The organism is Veillonella parvula, from assembly GCF_048309325.1.
Classification (GTDB): domain Bacteria; phylum Bacillota; class Negativicutes; order Veillonellales; family Veillonellaceae; genus Veillonella; species Veillonella parvula_T.
Genome location: NZ_DBFBTX010000004.1, coordinates 163,905 through 182,746, shown reverse-complemented (window position 1 = coordinate 182,746; position 18,842 = coordinate 163,905). Strand labels below are relative to the sequence as shown.

19 protein-coding genes are annotated in these 18,842 nt (G+C 40.1%); 17 read left to right on the top strand and 2 right to left on the bottom strand.

The features are described from left to right. The first annotated feature begins 31 nt into the window (after window positions 1-31). From ACMKPP_RS03450 to ACMKPP_RS03440, 3 genes are read left to right on the top strand one after another with little or no spacing between them, the layout of a single operon-like run. Window positions 32-1,483 (top strand): nicotinate phosphoribosyltransferase, encoded by a 1,452-nt coding sequence (locus ACMKPP_RS03450; RefSeq protein WP_008602957.1) that lies wholly within the window; start codon window positions 32-34, stop codon window positions 1,481-1,483. A gap of 8 nt (window positions 1,484-1,491) precedes the next feature. Further along, window positions 1,492-2,259 (top strand): NAD(+) synthase, encoded by a 768-nt coding sequence (gene nadE, locus ACMKPP_RS03445; RefSeq protein WP_008602956.1) that lies wholly within the window; start codon window positions 1,492-1,494, stop codon window positions 2,257-2,259. 38 nt (window positions 2,260-2,297) lie between these two features. Further along, a complete protein-coding gene (locus ACMKPP_RS03440) occupies window positions 2,298-3,275 on the top strand; it encodes an asparaginase (RefSeq protein WP_123138410.1) in 978 nt (325 codons plus the stop codon). 275 nt (window positions 3,276-3,550) lie between these two features. Here ACMKPP_RS03440 and ACMKPP_RS03435 read toward each other — a convergent pair whose 3' ends face one another. Then, the gene (locus tag ACMKPP_RS03435) at window positions 3,551-4,327 is read right to left on the bottom strand and encodes an adenosylcobinamide amidohydrolase (protein WP_004697710.1); all 777 of its coding nucleotides are present in this window, start codon (window positions 4,325-4,327) and stop codon (window positions 3,551-3,553) included. A gap of 175 nt (window positions 4,328-4,502) precedes the next feature. Here ACMKPP_RS03435 and ACMKPP_RS03430 point away from each other — a divergent pair, with 175 nt between their 5' ends. Genes ACMKPP_RS03430 through yfbR form a run of 3 tightly spaced genes read left to right on the top strand, consistent with a single transcriptional unit; the run spans window position 4,503 to window position 6,931 of the window. Beyond that, window positions 4,503-5,432: a mechanosensitive ion channel family protein gene (locus ACMKPP_RS03430; RefSeq protein WP_008602951.1), complete on the top strand. Its 930-nt coding sequence runs from the start codon at window positions 4,503-4,505 to the stop codon at window positions 5,430-5,432. Window positions 5,433-5,457: 25 nt separating this feature from the next. Next, entirely contained in the window at window positions 5,458-6,315 is an 858-nt protein-coding gene (locus ACMKPP_RS03425) for a D-alanyl-D-alanine carboxypeptidase family protein (protein ID WP_221741702.1), read from the top strand. A 25-nt stretch (window positions 6,316-6,340) separates the two neighbouring features. After that, entirely contained in the window at window positions 6,341-6,931 is a 591-nt protein-coding gene (gene yfbR, locus ACMKPP_RS03420) for a 5'-deoxynucleotidase (RefSeq protein ID WP_038125773.1), read from the top strand. A gap of 194 nt (window positions 6,932-7,125) precedes the next feature. Here yfbR and ACMKPP_RS03415 read toward each other — a convergent pair whose 3' ends face one another. After that, window positions 7,126-8,010 (bottom strand): epoxyqueuosine reductase, encoded by an 885-nt coding sequence (locus tag ACMKPP_RS03415; protein WP_187002517.1) that lies wholly within the window; start codon window positions 8,008-8,010, stop codon window positions 7,126-7,128. 155 nt (window positions 8,011-8,165) lie between these two features. Here ACMKPP_RS03415 and ACMKPP_RS03410 point away from each other — a divergent pair, with 155 nt between their 5' ends. The 11 genes from ACMKPP_RS03410 to ACMKPP_RS03360 all read left to right on the top strand — a co-directional run bounded on the left by ACMKPP_RS03410 (window position 8,166) and on the right by ACMKPP_RS03360 (window position 18,719). Beyond that, window positions 8,166-8,948, top strand: coding sequence for an FAD binding domain-containing protein (locus ACMKPP_RS03410; protein WP_008602942.1), 783 nt, complete (start codon window positions 8,166-8,168; stop codon window positions 8,946-8,948). Continuing rightward, a complete protein-coding gene (locus ACMKPP_RS03405) occupies window positions 8,948-9,400 on the top strand; it encodes a (2Fe-2S)-binding protein (protein ID WP_004693892.1) in 453 nt (150 codons plus the stop codon). The genes ACMKPP_RS03410 and ACMKPP_RS03405 overlap by 1 nt, the downstream gene beginning before the upstream one ends. After that, complete coding sequence (locus ACMKPP_RS03400; protein WP_288565613.1) at window positions 9,400-11,697, top strand: xanthine dehydrogenase family protein molybdopterin-binding subunit; 2,298 nt, start codon at window positions 9,400-9,402, stop codon at window positions 11,695-11,697. Before ACMKPP_RS03405 ends, ACMKPP_RS03400 begins: the two co-directional genes overlap by 1 nt. Window positions 11,698-11,738: 41 nt before the next feature. Continuing rightward, window positions 11,739-12,497 carry a selenium cofactor biosynthesis protein YqeC gene (gene yqeC, locus ACMKPP_RS03395; RefSeq protein ID WP_008602936.1) on the top strand — a complete coding sequence of 253 codons (759 nt, stop codon included), beginning with the start codon at window positions 11,739-11,741 and terminating at the stop codon, window positions 12,495-12,497. 6 nt (window positions 12,498-12,503) lie between these two features. Beyond that, entirely contained in the window at window positions 12,504-13,226 is a 723-nt protein-coding gene (locus ACMKPP_RS03390; RefSeq protein ID WP_008602934.1) for a nucleotidyltransferase family protein, read from the top strand. Next, a complete protein-coding gene (gene yqeB / locus ACMKPP_RS03385; protein WP_008602932.1) occupies window positions 13,223-14,035 on the top strand; it encodes a selenium-dependent molybdenum cofactor biosynthesis protein YqeB in 813 nt (270 codons plus the stop codon). The genes ACMKPP_RS03390 and yqeB overlap by 4 nt, the downstream gene beginning before the upstream one ends. Then, the gene (locus tag ACMKPP_RS03380) at window positions 14,019-14,747 is read left to right on the top strand and encodes an XdhC family protein (protein WP_008602931.1); all 729 of its coding nucleotides are present in this window, start codon (window positions 14,019-14,021) and stop codon (window positions 14,745-14,747) included. The genes yqeB and ACMKPP_RS03380 overlap by 17 nt, the downstream gene beginning before the upstream one ends. Then, window positions 14,737-15,051, top strand: coding sequence for an XdhC family protein (locus tag ACMKPP_RS03375; protein ID WP_004693881.1), 315 nt, complete (start codon window positions 14,737-14,739; stop codon window positions 15,049-15,051). Before ACMKPP_RS03380 ends, ACMKPP_RS03375 begins: the two co-directional genes overlap by 11 nt. 117 nt (window positions 15,052-15,168) lie before the next feature. Then, entirely contained in the window at window positions 15,169-15,981 is an 813-nt protein-coding gene (gene cdaA, locus ACMKPP_RS03370) for a diadenylate cyclase CdaA (RefSeq protein WP_008602928.1), read from the top strand. After that, window positions 15,978-16,904 (top strand): CdaR family protein, encoded by a 927-nt coding sequence (locus tag ACMKPP_RS03365; protein ID WP_008602927.1) that lies wholly within the window; start codon window positions 15,978-15,980, stop codon window positions 16,902-16,904. The genes cdaA and ACMKPP_RS03365 overlap by 4 nt, the downstream gene beginning before the upstream one ends. 216 nt (window positions 16,905-17,120) lie before the next feature. After that, entirely contained in the window at window positions 17,121-18,719 is a 1,599-nt protein-coding gene (locus ACMKPP_RS03360; protein WP_008602926.1) for an NAD(P)/FAD-dependent oxidoreductase, read from the top strand. Window positions 18,720-18,842: the final 123 nt, after the last annotated feature.

Below are 18,842 nucleotides of genomic sequence, written 5' to 3'. Positions count from 1 at the left end.
TTTCTATAGATCTTAGAAGGTTGGTGAACTAATGCAACATGAAAGCCGCAATATTAGCATGCTTATGGATTTTTATGAGATGACTATGGCACATGGCTACTTTACAAAATTAAAAAATGTGGATCGCGTCGCATTTGATGTTTTTTTTAGACGTAATCCAGACAAGGGCGGTTTTGCTATTTTTGGTGGTCTCGAACAAATCGTTGAGTACATTTTAAATTTACACTTTGATGAAAGTGATATCTCTTATTTACGGAGTCAGGGTATTTTTAGTGAAGAATTTTTAGCTTATTTAAAAGATTTCTCTTTCACTGGTGATGTATATGCCTTCCCAGAAGGTTCTATCATCTATCCTAATGAACCTGTAATTACAATTGTGGCGCCTCTCATAGATGCACAAATCATAGAAACTGCAGTGCTTACTATGATGAACCATCAATCCCTTATCGCCACAAAAGCTAATCGCATTGTTCGCGCTGCGGATGGGCGTATTGTGGCTGACTTTGGTGCTCGTCGTGCACATAATGTAGACGCTGCTGTATATGGTGCAAGAGCCGCTTACATTGGTGGTGTTCAGTCCACTGCAACCGTTTTAGCAGGGCAACAATTTGGCATTCCTGTCAGCGGGACCATGGCACATAGCTGGGTTATGTACTATGGTTCTGAATACGATGCTTTTAAAGCCTATGCCGAAGTGTATCCAGATAATGCAGTATTCCTAGTTGATACTTATGATGTGTTAAACTCTGGCGTGCCCAATGCTATTAAGGTAGCAAAGGATGTATTAGAGCCAATGGGGAAACGCTTAAAAGGAATTCGCCTAGATTCTGGTGACCTTGCGTATTTGGCGAAAAAAGCGCGGCGCATGCTAGATGATGCAGGCTTAGAAGATTGTAAAATCATGGCATCTAATAGTCTAGATGAGTATACAATCACATCTTTGCTCATACAAGGTGGCCCTATTGATATTTTTGGTGTAGGGGAACGCCTCATTACCTCTAAGAGTGACCCCGTATTTGGTGCGGTATATAAAATTGCTAGCATCGAGAAAGATGGTATGTGGGAACCTCGTATCAAGATTTCTGAAAGTGTAGAAAAAATTACTAATCCAGGTCTTAAAAAGGTATATCGTGTTTATAATGATAAAGGTCGTGCGATTGCAGATCTATTAACATTGTTGAGAGAGGTACCTGATACAGAGGAACCATATCGTTATATCGATCCTGAGCAACCTTGGCGTGAATTATATTTTGAAAATTGTACTTTTAAAGAGATGAAGCAGCTTATTATCAAGGATGGTAAATTAGTTGTGAACTTACCAACCCTAGAGGAAATTCGAGCATATGTGCAAGATCAATTAGCTAATGAAATTTGGCCTGAAGAGCAACGCTTTGAAAATCCACATCGTCACTACCTTGATATGAGTCCTAGCTACTATCAATTGAAGATGGATTTATTGAACCGTATTTATCGGAAAAAGTAGGAGGGCCTATGTTAGAAAATCCACAAGCTACAAAGGATGCCCTCATTCAATGGATTCGAGATTATTTTGGTAAAAATGGTCCTAACTGTAGTGCTGTAGTTGGTATTTCAGGTGGTAAGGACTCGACTATCGTGGCAGCTCTTTGCAAAGAAGCTCTCGGTGCAGATCGCGTAGTTGGTGTTCTTATGCCAAATGGAGTGCAATCGGATATTGATGATGCTCAGACAGTGGTAAATCATTTAGGAATTCCGCACATGACGGTCAATATTGGTGCTGCCTATGAGGCGCTAACTCATGCTATCGTTCAGGCTAAGGGGTATGATGCTGTAACGGGGAGAGCCGATTTATCTAAAGATGCTGCCATTAATACCCCGCCTCGTCTCCGGATGGCAACTCTCTATGCAATAGGACAAAATTTACCAAATGGTGCTCGTGTAGCAAATACTTGTAATGGATCTGAAGACTACGTAGGATACTCTACAAAATACGGAGATAGTGCAGGTGATTTTAGCCCTCTCGCACAACTCGTAGTAGAAGAAGTTCGTCAAATAGGAAAACTTCTTGATATTCCATTGCACCTAGTTGATAAGGTGCCAAGTGATGGTCTCAGCGGTCAGTCCGATGAGGATAAATTAGGATTTACCTATGCTATATTGGATCATTATATTAGAACTGGGAAAATTGAAGATCAAGCAACAAAAGAGCGAATCGATTATCTGAATCGAATTAATAAGCATAAATTAGAGTTGATGCCGTCATTTGACCCAAACCTTTAATTGATAGGGTGAAAATCTTGATTTATAGTGGAGGCAATATGGAGACAAAAATCGCTTTGATTGGTACTGGAGGAACTATTGCAGGAAAAGGTACTTCAAATACTGATTTAACAGGCTATACGGCAGGGGTGTTAGGACTTGACAAAATCTTAGCCTCCGTACCTGGTACAAAACCGTATGGTCCTTATACATATACTCAGTTTAGTAATATTGAAAGCTCCGATATTACCGTAAATCACTGGTTAGAACTTTCTAAGTTGGTGCAAAAATTGGTTAATCGAGATGATATCGGTGGTGTTGTTATTACTCATGGCACAGATAGCATGGAGGAGACGGCATATTTTCTGAATCTGACAGTTCATACAGACAAGCCAATTGTTATTACTGGATCTATGAGACCCGCAGGTGCTATTAGTGCAGACGGGCCAATTAATTTATTGCAAGCTATCCAAGTAGCGAGAACACCATCGTCTGTAGGTAAAGGTGTGATAGTCGTATTAAATGGCTACATTGATGGGGCAAGGGATGTATCTAAATGCAACACTACTAATGTAGCGACTTTTGATAGTCCATTAGTGGGGCATCTTGGTATTGTACAAGATGGTGTTGCCCACTATTATAAAGTGTCTACTCGACGTCATACTCAAGACTCTGTATTTGATGTGAGTAAATTGTCTGAGTTACCTCGTGTAGTTATAATGACCTGCTATGGTGGTATGGATGATATGGTGCCTATGAGTGTAGTTGCTACAAATCCTGACGGTTTAATTTTAACAGGTCTTGGTCATGGTACAATCCCACAAAACGTACGTCAAATCACACAGAATACAAAGTTTCCAACGGTACGTGCTTCTCGTACCGGTAGTGGTATGGTATCTGCAGTGCCACAAGATGCACTGGCAAACTATCTAGTATGTGATACTTTAAGTCCACAAAAAGCGCGTATTTTATTGATGCTAGGGCTTACAAAAACTAAAAATCTTAAAAAGTTACAACAATTCTTCCATGAATATTAAAGGCACATAATACTCATGGAACATATGAAACATAATAATTCTTTGAATCTAATAATTAATTTGAAAAATTTGAGAAAATATCTCAAATTTTAATTTGATATTCATTTTCAAAAATTATACTATATGTAACAGTTTTATATGCAATAAACCGCACATTCCGATCGCCTAGGATGTGCGGTTTTTCATTTGTATTATATTTTTCATATATGAGTGGGGTATTGAATAATAATTTTTGGGGTATCATTCTAGATATTTTTGTATATTACAAAATAGGATTATTCAGCGCCGATAGCATTTTCTAGTGCTCTTTGTACGCCTACATAGACGGCCTTGGCTAAGGTGTCTCCAAATAGTGAAAAGGAACCAGCATCTGTTAAGATATCTCCATTTGTATCAATGGTGAGAATGATACCATCTGTAGAGGTACCTGTGGCAGATGTTTTTCGTTCTTTTGTAATTGCATCAGGAATATCTTCATTAATAAACGGATGGAGGCGTACGCTTTCAACATTCCAATCTTGAAGGGCTGCGGTTTTTGCTTCGGTAATTGTCATAACAGCTTTTACCATAGCGCTATCTGTTAAAGCTTTATTTGTAAATACGAGGATATTGATTGTGCCTGGCACTATGAAGTCTCCATCACGCTCTTCGTAACAATAGCCTGTACCTGCGCGATGTGCCGTTTTTTCATAGCCTGCAGTCACGATAGTTTCCACAATAGTATCATGTTCTTCAACTTTGGCATAGGCGTGTAGATGCATTGTGGCAGACGTGAGAAGTGCTGTACTAAAATGAACAGGAGTATCAATATGTTCAAATTCTTGAGCCAAATAATCGGCTACAGAGCCACCGGGTAAATCTTTTTCTGTTTCGATTTGATATGTTAGCTGTTGGTTGCGTACCGCTAGCGTATGGTGATAGCCACCATTTAATTGTCCGCTCGAAAGAGAATAGTGGATATCGTCAAAGTGTACCGTAACGGAGTGTAACTCTCTAGTTACATAGCCTCCAGTAGCGAGCTCTTGGGGTGCTTCGTATAGATTTTTGAACATGTAAGTCTCCCTAGTTTTATGATTGTTATATATGGAATATAACGATATAATATCTTTATTATCGTATTGCAAATGCATATGTAAAATTATAGCATATATATTTACCGTTATTATATTGCTATTATGTTGTGATAGATATTTGTGATTGTATAGATTTATATTATGGATGGTTACTATGGCTAATTTCTTAAGTGCTGTTTCTGAATTTCTTTTTAAAGACGCTAATATATTAATTCAAATAAGGGACTGGTTTTTTGCACAAGCTGGAAATATCTTATTAGCACTAATTTTATTTTGGATAGGGCGATATGCTATTAAATGGGTAAAAGCTTTTGCAGTGCGCATTATGACAAAAGCTTCCTATGACTCAGCAGCAATGAGCTTTATCACTCAAATTATTAATTATGCCTTGCTAGTAGGGTTAGTATTGATTTGCTTAAACCAAATCGGTATTCCTACAACATCCTTTATAGCTGCTTTTGGTGCTTTTGGTTTAGGTATTGGTCTCGCCTTACAGAATAACCTTTCTAACTTAGCATCTGGTTTATTAATTCTTATCTTCAAACCTTTTAGAGCGGGTCACGTTATTCAGGTGGGTGATGTAGTCGGCAGTGTTAAATCAATCCAATTTATGTATACAGTTATTACTACAAAAGATCAAAAGAATGTATACATACCTAACTCTCTTCTTACATCACAAGCTGTAACTAACATTGTTTATACTACAGAACGGGTTATCCCATTTACGTTTGACATTGGTTATAATAATGATCATCATGAGGCAATAAAAATCTTAAAAAATATTTTTGCAGCAGATAAACGTGTCCTTAATCCGAAGAATATGGAAATAGGTATTTCTGAATTTGGAGATAATTCTGTACGAATTGCTGCTTATGCTCGTGTTAAGTCGAATGATTTTCTCGATGTTCAATATAGCATCATGTCTGATGTAAAAGATGCCTTTGATAAATATGGTATCGATATTCCATATCCTCAACGTGTAGTATATATTCAAAATGTAGATACATCGACAGGTGAAATTAAAGGGACAAAAAAGAAAGCAACTACTACAAATGTAGCACTAGATGATAGTCTTGAAAGTTAAGATACTGGAAGGTAGAACGAGAGTGATGACACTTTTAACGACGAATATTCATATGTTTTATAAGAAATTGGTATTGGCCATAACTTTTATAGGAATCATATTTATAGGTGCTAGTGTTGCTCAAGCTGCATACATTACACCTCCTTCTACTGTTGGTGAGGCCGTAGTCCTAATTGATGCAGATACAAAAGAAATTTTATTTGCAAAGAACCCAGATAAGTGGATGCATCCAGCTAGTACTACAAAAATGGTCACCTTGTTAACTGCCTTAGAATTAAAGGGCACACAGCTTGATGAATTAGCTACTATAAGTAGCTATGCAACGAGCATGGAAGAATCAAACCTTGGGGTTCGCGTAGGCGATCAGATTACATTGGAAGGTGTTCTTGAAGGTATGATGGTTGCTAGTGGTAATGATGCGGCCGTTGTAGTAGCCGAAAATGTAAGTGGTTCTGTGGATAAATTTGCTAAGGATATGACTCGCATTGCTGCAAAAGCGGGGGCAAAGAATAGTGTGTTCTTGAATCCTCATGGATTAACACAAAAGGGTCACCATTCTACGGCTCGTGATTTAGCGATGATTGCCGCATATGGCATGAAATACCAAATGTTCCGTGACAAAGTTGCCAATGATTACTATAAGGTGCCGTACCAAAACCGTGCACCAGAAACAATTCGTACTACAAACCACTTCATTCGCAACAAATATCCTGGTGCAAATGGCTTGAAAACAGGTTTTACAAATGCAGCAGGAGAATGTTTGATTGCGTCTGCCACACGTAAGGGCCATACTATGATTGTAGTCATGTTAAACGATGATAATCGTTGGGATGAAGCGGTACAATTCCTTGATTATGGCTTTAAACTTCGTGGGGTAATTTAAGGACCTATTGTGTAATGGGGGATATATGAGTTCATTTTTTGCATTTTTAAAACGCATGCGCTTTATCAATCGATGGAGCCTCATGCGAAATACGGAAATAGAAAATATTCAAGAACATAGCCTTGAAGTGGCTATGGTAGCCCACAATTTGGGAGCTATAAAAAATGAATACTTCGGTGGAAATGTAGATATTAATAAGGTAGCTGTCATAGCTATGTATCATGAGGTGAGTGAAATCTTTACAGGAGATATGCCGACACCAATCAAGTATTTTGATCCAAAGTTGCGTGAACTGTATGGTGAGGTTGAAACTTTGGCGCAAGAAAAAATGCTATCAACCTTGCCAGACCGGTTACAATCTGTTTATAAGCCTATACTTGTTGATGCAGAGACTAGTCCAGAATGGCCTCTCGTTAAGGCTGCCGATACAATTTCAGCCTATATGAAATGCGTCAAAGAGCTCAAGGCAGGGAATGATGAGTTTAAAGAGGCACATGATTCTATCTTAGCTAAGTTGAAAACTCTAAATATGCCTGAGGTAGATATGTTTATTGAATTATATATCCCTGCTCTTGGTAAGAGTTTGGATGAGTTGAACTATTACGAAATTAAATAACTATTAAAAGAGACGACTTCTTGAACTGTACCCCAAAATTTGCACACAATTTTGAAGGTATAGTTCATTTGGGCCGTCTCTTTTTGATTTTAAAGATTTGTAGATTATGTTGCTAATGCTTTATCAAATTTTGTTAGTTTGTTTAATAATAATTATTATAAGCGTATTTGTTAATTATTATGCTTTATTGAATATTATAGTTTATTTTTTCTATCTATAATCTCTTGATTTCTCATTAGTATTTTTTTACCTCGCCACGAGAAGGCTCGATGACCGTATTTTGCTTTGAATTCTTTGTTCGTTAGTGTTTCTAGTTCGTTTATATTGATATACGGTTCTATCTGTTGGAATTCTGGGATGGGCGTAGTTGGAATATCTTTGTTATGAGGACACACCTCTTGGCACACATCACAACCAAATACGAGTGGTGTTTTAGCGAGAATCTGTTCCTCTTCATCGGTAAGTTCTCCTTTTTTCTGAGTTAAGTAGCTTTTACAAGTCGCGAATTTAAATTCGTCATGGCCCAAACATTGGCCTAAGCATGCTGTAATACAACGATTGCATCCTATACAGGACTGCTCAAGAGGGGTATTTGGTTTGAGTTCTAGTGTTGTTAAAATCGTACCAATAACGACATAAGAACCCCATTTAGGGCTGATAAAACAGTTGTTCTTTCCGTAAAAGCCGAGACCTGCTAAGTAGGCCATGTACCGATCTGCTAAAGGAGAGGTGTCGCAATGAATAGAGAACTGAGCCGAGTCATCAATTATTTGTAATCTTTCAATAAGACGTTCTAAATATTCATTAATGACCAGGTGATAATCTGTTGACCATGTATAGCGCGATAGATTGGCATGGCCTTTGTGTTGTACATGGTACGGGAATAGACAAACGATGGCACTTTTGGGCATAAACTGAGTCGTTCCTAGTAGTCTTGCTTCCACATCTGCCGTAGTAAAGGGGCATGGGTTGCTTTCAAATAAAATAGTTTTGGCCTGTTCAGGTAGTGGCCATGAGGCAATTCCAAATTCATAAATATGTAATTCTTTGCAAATTTCCTGTAAATTTATATCTTTCATCGTAGATTTAGTGGTAAATAATTGGTAAAATAAAAGTATAAGAAATGCACGAGATTCTATAGTTTTTTGTTAAGTTTGTAGTTTGGTGAGAACTGTATTTTTATAGTTAGCACCGTAATTCTGTTAGTATTAGTATACCATTGAGAGGACAGATTATGTTAGCATTTATGAAAGTATTACAACCGAAGACGGTGGAAGAGGCTTATGAATTAGCCACAAAGAACAAAACTGCTCCTATGCTAGCAGGCGGCTGTTGGCTGCGTCTAGGACGACGAACTTGGCCATCAGTGATTGATATGGCGAGTCTTGATTTGCGTTATGTTCGTGAAGAAGATAAGGAGTTTGTTATTGGCGCTATGGCGACACAAGGAGATGTGGAACGCTTTGAGCCTTTACAACAATTCTGCGGCGGTGCCGTAGTTAAAGGCGTTAAGGAGATTCTTGGCGTTCAATTTAGGAATACTGCTACCATGGGCGGTTCTGTAGCAAGTAAGTTTGGCTTCTCTGATATCATCCCCGCGCTATTGGCAGTGCATGCAGACATCGTTACCTTCAAAGGCGGTCGTATGTCCATGCAAGATTATATGACTTATAGAGAACGTGATATTCTCGTGGAAATTCGCATCCCTAAAGTAGATGTAGCTGTAGCTGTTGAAGCCCTTCGCATTTCTCGTGGTGATTTCCCGTTATTGACAGGTGCTCTTCGTCATGATGAAAAAGGCGTTGAATTGTATATCGGTACAAGACCTGGTGTACCTCAATTAGCTGTTAAAGCAAGTGCCTTGCTTTCAGAAAAAGGATTATCTGCCGCAAAAGAGGCAGGTCAATTGGCATCCGAAGAACTAGTGTATCAATCTAACTCTCATGCGTCTAAAGAATATCGCATGGAAATGGTAAAAGCAATGGTTCAACGCTTAGCTAAGGAGGTGGCACAATAATGGAACTCGTACTTAATATTAATAACAAAAATGTAACTGTTAATGTGCCAACTGATGAGATGTTGCTAGACACATTGCGTAATCTTGGCTATTACAGTGTCCGCTGTGGCTGTGATACTACAAACTGTGGCCTTTGCACTGTATGGGTGGATGACGAAATTATTTTGTCCTGTGCATACCCTACATTTCGTGCGCCAGGACATAAAATTACTACATTAGAAGGCTTACAAGAGGAAGCTGAATTATTAGCGGCTTGTATCGCAAGTGAAGGCGCAGATCAGTGTGGCTTTTGTACAACTGGCATGATGATGAGTGCTATTAATTTGAAACGCAAAAATCCAAAGGCTAGCGATGATGAGATTCGCGAATACCTCATAGGTAACTTATGTCGCTGTACTGGTTATGAATCACAACTTCGAGGAGTTCGTAAATTCTTAGAAGGAGGCCTATAATGATGAATAAGCATATTGGAAAATCCTATGACAAAGTTGACTCCAAAGGTATTTTGTCTGGTAAACCGTCTTATACTGGCGATTTTGTTCCCAAAGATGCGCTCGTTATTAAGGCTCTTCGTAGCCCTCATGCTCAGGCGCGCATCAAATCTATTGATACATCTAAAGCCAAATTGATTCCTGGCGTAGAAGCTATTTTTACTTATGAAGATGTGCCTAATACGCGATTCACATTAGCAGGTCAAACATATCCAGAGCCATCCGCTTATGATGCACTCATCTTGGACCCTGTAGTTCGCTATGTTGGAGACGAAGTAGCTCTTATCGTAGCAAAAGATGAGGCTACAGCGCTTAAAGCAATGCCGCTTATCAAGGTTGAATACGAAGTACAGAAACCTGTACTTGATATGCATACTGCTATCGACCATGAAACTATAGTACATCCTGAAGATGATATTCACAATAATATCCCTGTAGGACAAGATTACAAACGCAATATTTGCGTATCCTATCACAAACGGGTAGGAGATGTGGAAGCAGAACTTGCTAAATGTGATTACGTGGCAGAAGGTACATACTTTGACCAGGCCACACGCCAAACAGCGATGGAACCATTCCAAAGCTTTGGATATATAGATGCGCTAGGTCGTGTAGTTATCGTATCCTCTACACAAATCGTATTCCATGTACGCCGTCACATCGCTCGTGCACTCGGTATTCCGGCCACAAAAGTCCGTGTTATTAAACCTCGTATCGGCGGCGGTTTCGGCTCTAAACAAACGGCTTGTACAGAAATTATGACGGCCTTTGTAGCGTGGACATTGAAAAAACCTTGTTATCTCTTATACGATCGTACAGAAGCACAAACTTGCTCTACTACACGTCATGCTCGTGAATGGAAAATCCGTGTAGGTGCTACAAAAGATGGCATTATTAAAGTTATTGATATGGACTCCATCACAGCCGCTGGTGCACATGCAACTCATTGCTTCACTACTACAACGGCTGGCGAACATAAATCTGTACCTTTGTACAACAAAGCGACTGCTGTTCATTATGGTACAGAGGGTGTGTATACTAACCAAACTCCTGGTGGTGCTTTCCGTGGGTATGGTGCAACAGAAGCATTGTGGCCATTAGAATGTGCAGTAAACCAGTTAGCTGATAAGATGGGGATTGATCCAGCTGAATTACGTCAGAAGAACTTAATAGCGGAAGGTGAACAAAGCTTAGTATATGCTCCAGATGAATATCTTGATTCTGGTCTTTTTCAAGATACTGTAAATCGCGTAAAAGAAATGGCTCGTTGGGATGAACGCCCTCATTCTTGGGATATCGATGAGCGCTACCGCGGTGGACTTGGCATGGCTTTAGCATTACAAGGCTCTGGTGTCGCAAATATCGATGTGGCATCCGTTGAAATTCGCCTTGGTGACGATGGTAATTATACATTGTATACTGGGTCTTCTGATATGGGCATGGGGTCTAATACCGTATTGACTCAAATGGCCTGTGAAGTAATCGGCTGTCCTATGGAATATATGACTGTTATTGAATCAGATACAGATATCGTACCATTCGATCCAGGGTCTTACGCATCTAGTACAACCTATGTAACAGGTACTGCTGCTAAGATGGCGGCAGAAGAATTGCGCACTAAGATTATTGCTAAATTCGCTCAATTCTTTGAAACTGACGTTGAAAACGTTGACTTTGACGGCGTTGTAGCTACCACAAAAGATGGTGCTAAAACAATGGATATCCATCAATTGGCACCAAAATTATTAGTTGGTGTTAATGCGGAGCAATTGTCTGGTTTTGCTACATGGGGCAGTCATACGTCCCCACCTCCATTTATGGCATCTATTGCTGAGGTGAAGGTAGATAAACAAACAGGTAAGGTTATTCCTCTTCATTTCTACTCTTGTGTTGATTGTGGTACTGTTATCAATCCTAAATTGGCTCGTGTTCAAGTTGAGGGTGGTGTGGTACAAGCTATCGGCATGGCTTTATATGAAGATGTACGCTATTCAAGCAATGGTCGCTTGGAAACAAACAATCTTATGACTTATAAAATCCCAACCCGTCAGGATATTGGTGAATTACATACAGACTTTGTAGAATCTTACGAGCCTACAGGTGGTTTCGGAGCAAAATCTATTGGTGAGGTTGTCATCAATACGGGGTGCCCTGCTATTCAACATGCCATTAAAAATGCAGTTGGTGCGGATATTCGTACATTACCTATGACACCTGAGAAGGTATTTATGGCTATGGACGAGAAATATAAAGTATAGAGATTTCTAGTTCCTTTTACTTTCTAAGGAGGCCTGGTTCTATGACATCACAAACATCCTATTGGAATCGATTGATTCAGCCGGGAATCGTTGCCCTTGTTGGGGCAGGCGGTAAAACGACTGTGCTTTCAAAACTAGTAGAATATGGACGGCTGAAAGGTCAGCCCATCGTAGTTACGACTACGACTCGACTTTATGAGTCTCAGGTGGCTCATTATGAACCGATTTATACTCATAATATTAATGAAGCTGATGAGTATTGTACTGACCGACTTTTACATGGCTATTGTGGTGCGTGGTTCGCTGGAATTACAGGAACAAAAGTAGACTCCTTAGATTGTGATCTTATCGATGGTTTATCCAAGTTACATCCCAATTGGCAAATTGTTGTAGAAGCAGATGGGGCGAAGGAAAAATGGCTCAAGGCACCTAAGACGACCGAACCTGTCATTCCATCTCTTACAAAGACTACGATTGGCCTCGTGAATCTACAAATGCTAGGGGCCCCATTAGATGATGAGCACGTACATAATATCGAGCTTGTTCAAGATATTGTAAAACGCGATATGGGGGCTATTGTAACTCCTCGTATGTTGGCTGATCTTGTTTTACATAGGCAAGGTTTATTCCAATACAGTAGAGGTAAGAAAATATTATTCTGTACTGGTTATGAAACAGTGCAACATCGCATTATCGATGATTTTATTGATCATATTGTTGATAGTGATATTACGGCTATCATTTTGGCTGATGGATATAAAGCAAGTTGTGAAATCCGTCGCATTATTCAATGTCGGTAGGTACTCATGACTATTATGAAAGCAAATTGTAACACCGCTTTTAGTCCCATGAGAGACCCCATAGACCGTCATCCTTTGCATATTGGCATTGTCCTCCTTGTGGGAGGGCAATCCAAGCGCATGGGATGTAATAAGCAGCTCTTGCCCTGGCGTGGTAAGACTGTTCTAGATGCGGTCTGTGGGGCTCTTCAAGGTGGATGGGGTGGACAGGTAGCTTCTACTATGTCCTGTAAGCTACCTTTTGTGGCAGTTACTGGTGATGATCATGAGAAATTAGAACCAATTGTCACAAACTATGGTTTTGAAGCCATTCGAAATGACCATCCTGAACTAGGGCAAGGCGTATCCATAGCGATGGGAGTACGTCATTTGATGAATACGTTATCCATACCGCTAGACGGTATTCTCTGTTCAGTAGGAGATCAACCACTTCTGACGAGTGCTGTTGTACACGAGGTCATTCGTGCGTTTAATGAAAACTTTCATCCGAAAACTATCGTCGTTCCACATTATGGGGCAAATTATCACTCGGGAAATCCCGTTCTCTTTGGTTCTCATTGGTTTGATTATTTACAACAGATTCAAGGGGATCAAGGGGGTAAGACCATTATTCATGGTGATGGTAAAGCCCATGTCGTGAAATTATGGATTAGTGATGATATTGGCGACGATATCGATACACCCGATGATTTTGAGCGTTTGAAACATCGTGAAAGTGAGGCATTATGAAACCATTGGTACTTATGCGTGGAGGCGGAGACATTGCTTCCGGCGCTGTATATAGATTGAGACGGGCGGGCTATCCCGTTGTAATTAGTGAAATAGCGATTCCTACCATGATTCGCCGCGAAGTATGTTACGGTAATGCGGTTCATCGTGGAGAAATGATTTTGGAACGTTTTGTTGCTCGTCATGTGTCTCTTAGTGAAGTGAAGGATACATTGGCACAGGAAATCATCCCCGTTGTCACTAGCTCATATGAGGAATTATTGGACACTTTAAAACCAGAGATTGTAGTCGATGCTATTTTGAGTAAAAAGAATCTTGGTACAAAACGGGATGATGCAGATCTAGTTATCGGTGTGGGCCCTGGATTTATTGCTGGAGAAGATGTAGATGTAGTCATTGAAACGATGCGTGGTCATTCATTAGGTCGCTGTATCTATGATGGACCAGCTCAACCTAATACAGGTATCCCTGGAAATGTAGGTGGCTACACTCATGAGCGCGTTATTCATTCTCCAAAGGCTGGACTATTTACAGCAAAACGTCATATTGGGGATTCTGTACAAGCTAATGAAGTAATTGGTTATGTTGATGAAGAACCAGTAAGAGCGAAAATTACAGGTATTCTACGAGGCATTTTAAAAAGTGGGCTCATCGTATCAGATCATTTTAAGTTGGCTGATGTGGATGCTCGTTGTGAAGAGTCTCATTGCTATAGTATTTCAGATAAATCCCTTGCTGTCGGTGGAGGTGTATTAGAGGCTGTTACCGCTTGGGATTATGAAAGGAATCTAGATGGAAACAATTTATGATGTGATGAAAGATCGTCTACAGGTTACTGAAACTACTGTGATGGTTACTGTTCTATCCGGTCCTCGTCAAGGGGATAAGACTATTTATGCTGAAGATGGAAGGGTTCTATACGGAACTCCTATTGAAGGGTTTACTGTAGATAAAGCAAAGCTAAATTCTCTATGCATGGTAGGCGAAATGGAGTGTTTCGTACAACCTGTAGAAAATGATCCGTCAGTTCTCGTATTAGGCGCAGGTCATGTTAGCCGAGCGATTACAGATTTGCTGCTGTTTATTGGATGTCGTGTTACAGTCGTAGATGACCGTCCAGAATATGTAGTTCCTGAATTCTTTGATGAACGTGTCATACGTAAATGCTTACCTTTAGAAAACTTCAAGAACGATTTACCTCTTGATGAATATACTGGTTTTATCATTGTGACACGTGCTCATGAGTACGATAATATATGCTTAGAACAATTACGAGGGTACTTGCCTACCTATATGGGCGTTATGGGCAGCCAAAAACGCATCCATCACGCTTTTGAAGTGTTGCGTGAGCAGGGATGGACTCAAGATGAGTTAGATATGGTATATGCGCCTATTGGGCTAGATTTAGGAGCTCAAACGCCTGAGGAAATTGCATTATCTATCGTTAGTGAATATTTGGCAGTGGTGCGTGGAAAAAAAGGCGGCTCATTGCGGAAAGGTAGAGTGATCCATGAATCGTGAGTTTATTGAATACCTTAGTGAACGTAAAAACGAAACCTTAGCAGTAGCCACTATTTTATATACCTGTGGATCCACACCTCGTAAAGCTGGTACATCTATGGTTGTATTTCCAGATGGATCTATTTTTGGTACTATCGGCGGCGGACGTGCGGAAAATGAAATCCGCCTAAGTGCGGTGGACTCTTTGAATAAAAAAGAAGCTCACCGTCGTATCGATGTTCATCTCGATGATGACGTAGCTGTTAAAGAAGGCATGGTTTGTGGGGGCCAAATGGATGTTTGGATTGAAACACAAAACATCTAATAAAAATCTCATTCAGCGTTTGTTTATAAATTTACAGTACTCTCAAAATGAGTTAAAATATAAGGTACAGTCAAAGAATTGATTGTACCTTATTATTTTGTATAAGGAGCTATTTTTATGCATATTGACGCACTTATACATACCTTTAGGCTTCTTGATATTGTTGATATCATAATCGTTGCTATTGGTATTTACTATTTATATAAATTGCTTAAAGATACACGGGCCGTTTCTCTTTTAAAAGGTCTCGTTATATTGGCAATTTTTAATTTATTGAGTCATCTGTTAAATCTATACGTTATCAACTGGATTTTGCAACAAAGTATGACCGTTCTTCTCTTTGCGTTACCCGTTGTATTCCAACCTGAATTGCGTCGTGCTCTAGAACAATTGGGGCGTGGCCGAATTTTCAGCAAGGCACAAAATGTAAACGAAGAAGAAATGGATATGGCCATTAATGAAGTGATGGCTGCAGCTCGCGTTATGTCTCGCGAACATACGGGGGCACTTATCGTTTTTGAACGTGAAGTAGGTCTCAATGACTTTGTAGATACTGGTATTCTTATCGATGCTGTATTGAGTCGCGAGTTGATTAAAAATATCTTTGTTCCTAGTACACCGCTTCATGATGGGGCCTTGATTATTCGTGATGGGCGAATCCGTGCAGCGGGCTGCTTGTTGCCGTTGACTGAGGACCGCACATTGAGTACCGAACTAGGTACACGTCACCGTGCAGCTATTGGCTTATCTGAGCAAACAGACGCTGTGGTAGTCGTTGTCAGTGAGGAAACAGGGACCATCTCTTATACATATGGGGGTCATATTTATCGCCATTTACCAGAGGATCAAATTAAAGAGGCATTGCGCACCTTTATGGAACGCCCTCGTCAAACCATTACTAGTATGTGGAAATGGAGGGCAAATAAATGATGATTCATTTGAAACGCAATTGGCCTGCTAAATTATTATCCTTGTTAGCAGCTATCGTTATGTGGTTCTTTATTATGCGCGATCAGAACCCTGTGATGGAAGTAACCTATACAATACCTGTACAGGTTCAAAATCTCAATTCTGGCTATATCATAGAAGATGCACCAGATGTGGTCCGTGTTGTTCTGGCTGGTCCACGTGATACCATTATGTCTATGAAATCAGATAATTTACGGGCTTATATTGATGCATCTGGTGTAAAACCAGGTCAAAATAATGTAACTATTAATTTTACTCCTCCAGTAGGGATGAATCTTGTGGAGGTTAAACCAGATAACATCACCATCAATGTTGATGAATATGCAGAGAAAACGATTCCTGTTGAAATAGTTCCAATCGGCAAGTTCTCTGATGATATTGCTTTGAAATCGGTAACGATTGTGCCGAAAGAGGTAACTGTTTCTGGTCGTAAGCAACAAGTTAATGCAGTGAGCAAGGTTGTGATGAAAGTCAATGTGGCTGGTCAAACGAAGAACTTTAGCGCTGTTAGTACTTTAGAAGCTTGGGATACGGCAGGTAATGTACTGGATGTACATATTAATCCAAACCAAGGCCAAGCACAATATGAACTCAACTTATTACGTAAAGAAAAGGCGGTTCCTATTACTGTTCCGACTGTTGGTACAGTAGCAGAAGGTTATGAAGTTAAATCCACGTCTGCTACACCAACGCAATTAACAGTTACAGGGCGTGAAGAAATGATTAATTCCGTTACAGAAATACAAACGGAACCTATCGATGTATCGGGTGCTACTGAAACTGTACAGGGTAACTATAATTTAGTATTACCGAATGGGGTTAATAGCAATACCACAACGGTACGGGTGAAAGTAGAAATACAAAAGAAAGTACTTAATGGATGATAAGTTTTTTGTGAGGCTTTGAGATCTTGCGACGAAGACCCTAATAGAGTGAATGTTTCTCTATTAGGGCCTTTTTATGATTTATATATTAGCTTTTATAGTAGTGTTGTATAATAAAGATGTATGACTATTTTCTTACAGATCAAGTGGTAAAGAATTTTGGTCAAAGATTAAAGAAGTAGGCTCGCCTAAAAGGGAGGCTTTAATAGGAAAGATATGATTAGAATAATAAATCTCCGCGTGGCTGTTACGGTTAAGTCGGATATCAAAAGTATTGTAGAAAAGAAATATCCCCCGTTACGTGGTGCTATCGAAACGATTCATGTTGTTCGACGTGCCGTAGATGCCCGTAAGAAGCCAAACATTGTTTTTGTATATACCCTATTCATTGAGGTTCATAATGAAGCTCAAGTCATGAAAAAGCTTGGTAAAGAAAAGGATGTATCTGTATTTGCTGCAGAAGATCCAGAACCTATCGTTTTGGGGGCTGTACCATTAGCACATCGTCCTGTTGTTATGGGCTTTGGCCCTGCGGGGATGCTTGCAGCCTTTTACTTAGCTCGTGAAGGCTATCGCCCAATCGTGCTTGAACGCGGTCAAGATGTAGATACACGTAGTCATGATGTAGAGACATTTTGGAAAAAGGGCATATTTAAGCCTGAGTCCAACGTACAATTTGGGGAAGGCGGCGCAGGAACTTTTTCCGATGGTAAGTTGACAACTCGCATTACCCATCCGCGGTTACATGAAATATCTAAATACTTTGTAGAGTTTGGTGCGCCTGAAGAAATTTTATATAAACATAAACCTCATGTAGGTACAGATAAATTGCGTACCATGGTAAAAGCCATGCGTGAGCGCATCATCGAATGGGGCGGTGAAGTCCGCTTTGGTTCTAAGGTAACGGATTTATTTATTGAAAATGACCGTATCGTAGGCGTTGAAGTTAATGGTAGTGAGCGTATTGATACGACTGTTGTTTTGTCTGGTGTAGGCCATAGTGCACGTGACACATATGAAATGCTTTATAAACGTAATGTGGAAATGACGGCAAAACCATTTGCTATCGGTGTTCGTATTGAGCATGATCAGGCTGTAATCGATGAGTCCCAATATGGTGTAGAACCATCTAGTTTGGGCCTCGGTGCAGCAGAATATTCTCTCGTATACCACGATAAAGAATCAGGCCGTACTGCATATAGCTTCTGTATGTGCCCAGGAGGTCAAGTAGTAGCATCTGCTTCTGAAGAGGGTGGCGTTGTCGTAAATGGCATGAGTTTATACGCTCGGGATAGCGGTGTTGCTAATAGTGCTATCGTAGTCAACGTAGGTCCAGATGACTTTGGTACTCATCCATTAGATGGCGTTTCATTTCAACGAGAATGGGAACGCAAAGCCTATGAGTTGGGCGGTTCTAACTTCCATGCGCCAGCACAAACTGTAGGGCAGTTTTTAGGACTTTCACAGGCACCTAGCGTACAAAATAGTATATATAGTTACGAGCCAGGTATTGTAAATTGCGATTTACATGATTGCTTGCCATCATTCGTCACATCCGTATTAGAGCGGGCCTTGCCATACTGGGGGCGTCGCATCCGAGGGTTTGATGATCCTGCGGTGTGTATGACAGGCGTTGAAACGCGTACCTCTGCGCCGCTCCGTATGGGACGCAATGAAGAGCGCATTTCTCCTACTGTAGGAGGTTTCTATCCTATGGGTGAGGGGGCTGGCTATGCAGGGGGAATTATGAGTGCTGCCCTTGATGGTGCGGAAACAGCCATTTTATGTATGGCAAAATACGCAAAACCTAATTAGTGGGGAATTATACTGATGAATTGAATTACAGTATAGATTCATACTATTTATGTAATATAGATGTGACTTTATAGTAGGTATGCTTTCTATATTATGATATAATACACAACAGTAATTATTGAA

Excerpts from the sequence above, each read along its gene's own strand:
- ACMKPP_RS03450 (WP_008602957.1), top strand. The coding sequence starts at position 32 with ATGCAACATGAAAGCCGCAATATTAGCATGCTTATGGATTTTTATGAG.
- nadE (WP_008602956.1), top strand. The coding sequence starts at position 1,492 with ATGTTAGAAAATCCACAAGCTACAAAGGATGCCCTCATTCAATGGATT.
- ACMKPP_RS03440 (WP_123138410.1), top strand. The coding sequence starts at position 2,298 with ATGGAGACAAAAATCGCTTTGATTGGTACTGGAGGAACTATTGCAGGA.
- ACMKPP_RS03435 (WP_004697710.1), bottom strand. The coding sequence starts at position 4,327 with ATGTTCAAAAATCTATACGAAGCACCCCAAGAGCTCGCTACTGGAGGC.
- ACMKPP_RS03430 (WP_008602951.1), top strand. The coding sequence starts at position 4,503 with ATGGCTAATTTCTTAAGTGCTGTTTCTGAATTTCTTTTTAAAGACGCT.
- ACMKPP_RS03425 (WP_221741702.1), top strand. The coding sequence starts at position 5,458 with ATGACACTTTTAACGACGAATATTCATATGTTTTATAAGAAATTGGTA.
- yfbR (WP_038125773.1), top strand. The coding sequence starts at position 6,341 with ATGAGTTCATTTTTTGCATTTTTAAAACGCATGCGCTTTATCAATCGA.
- ACMKPP_RS03415 (WP_187002517.1), bottom strand. The coding sequence starts at position 8,010 with ATGAAAGATATAAATTTACAGGAAATTTGCAAAGAATTACATATTTAT.
- ACMKPP_RS03410 (WP_008602942.1), top strand. The coding sequence starts at position 8,166 with ATGTTAGCATTTATGAAAGTATTACAACCGAAGACGGTGGAAGAGGCT.
- ACMKPP_RS03405 (WP_004693892.1), top strand. The coding sequence starts at position 8,948 with ATGGAACTCGTACTTAATATTAATAACAAAAATGTAACTGTTAATGTG.
- ACMKPP_RS03400 (WP_288565613.1), top strand. The coding sequence starts at position 9,400 with ATGATGAATAAGCATATTGGAAAATCCTATGACAAAGTTGACTCCAAA.
- yqeC (WP_008602936.1), top strand. The coding sequence starts at position 11,739 with ATGACATCACAAACATCCTATTGGAATCGATTGATTCAGCCGGGAATC.
- ACMKPP_RS03390 (WP_008602934.1), top strand. The coding sequence starts at position 12,504 with ATGACTATTATGAAAGCAAATTGTAACACCGCTTTTAGTCCCATGAGA.
- yqeB (WP_008602932.1), top strand. The coding sequence starts at position 13,223 with ATGAAACCATTGGTACTTATGCGTGGAGGCGGAGACATTGCTTCCGGC.
- ACMKPP_RS03380 (WP_008602931.1), top strand. The coding sequence starts at position 14,019 with ATGGAAACAATTTATGATGTGATGAAAGATCGTCTACAGGTTACTGAA.
- ACMKPP_RS03375 (WP_004693881.1), top strand. The coding sequence starts at position 14,737 with ATGAATCGTGAGTTTATTGAATACCTTAGTGAACGTAAAAACGAAACC.
- cdaA (WP_008602928.1), top strand. The coding sequence starts at position 15,169 with ATGCATATTGACGCACTTATACATACCTTTAGGCTTCTTGATATTGTT.
- ACMKPP_RS03365 (WP_008602927.1), top strand. The coding sequence starts at position 15,978 with ATGATGATTCATTTGAAACGCAATTGGCCTGCTAAATTATTATCCTTG.
- ACMKPP_RS03360 (WP_008602926.1), top strand. The coding sequence starts at position 17,121 with ATGATTAGAATAATAAATCTCCGCGTGGCTGTTACGGTTAAGTCGGAT.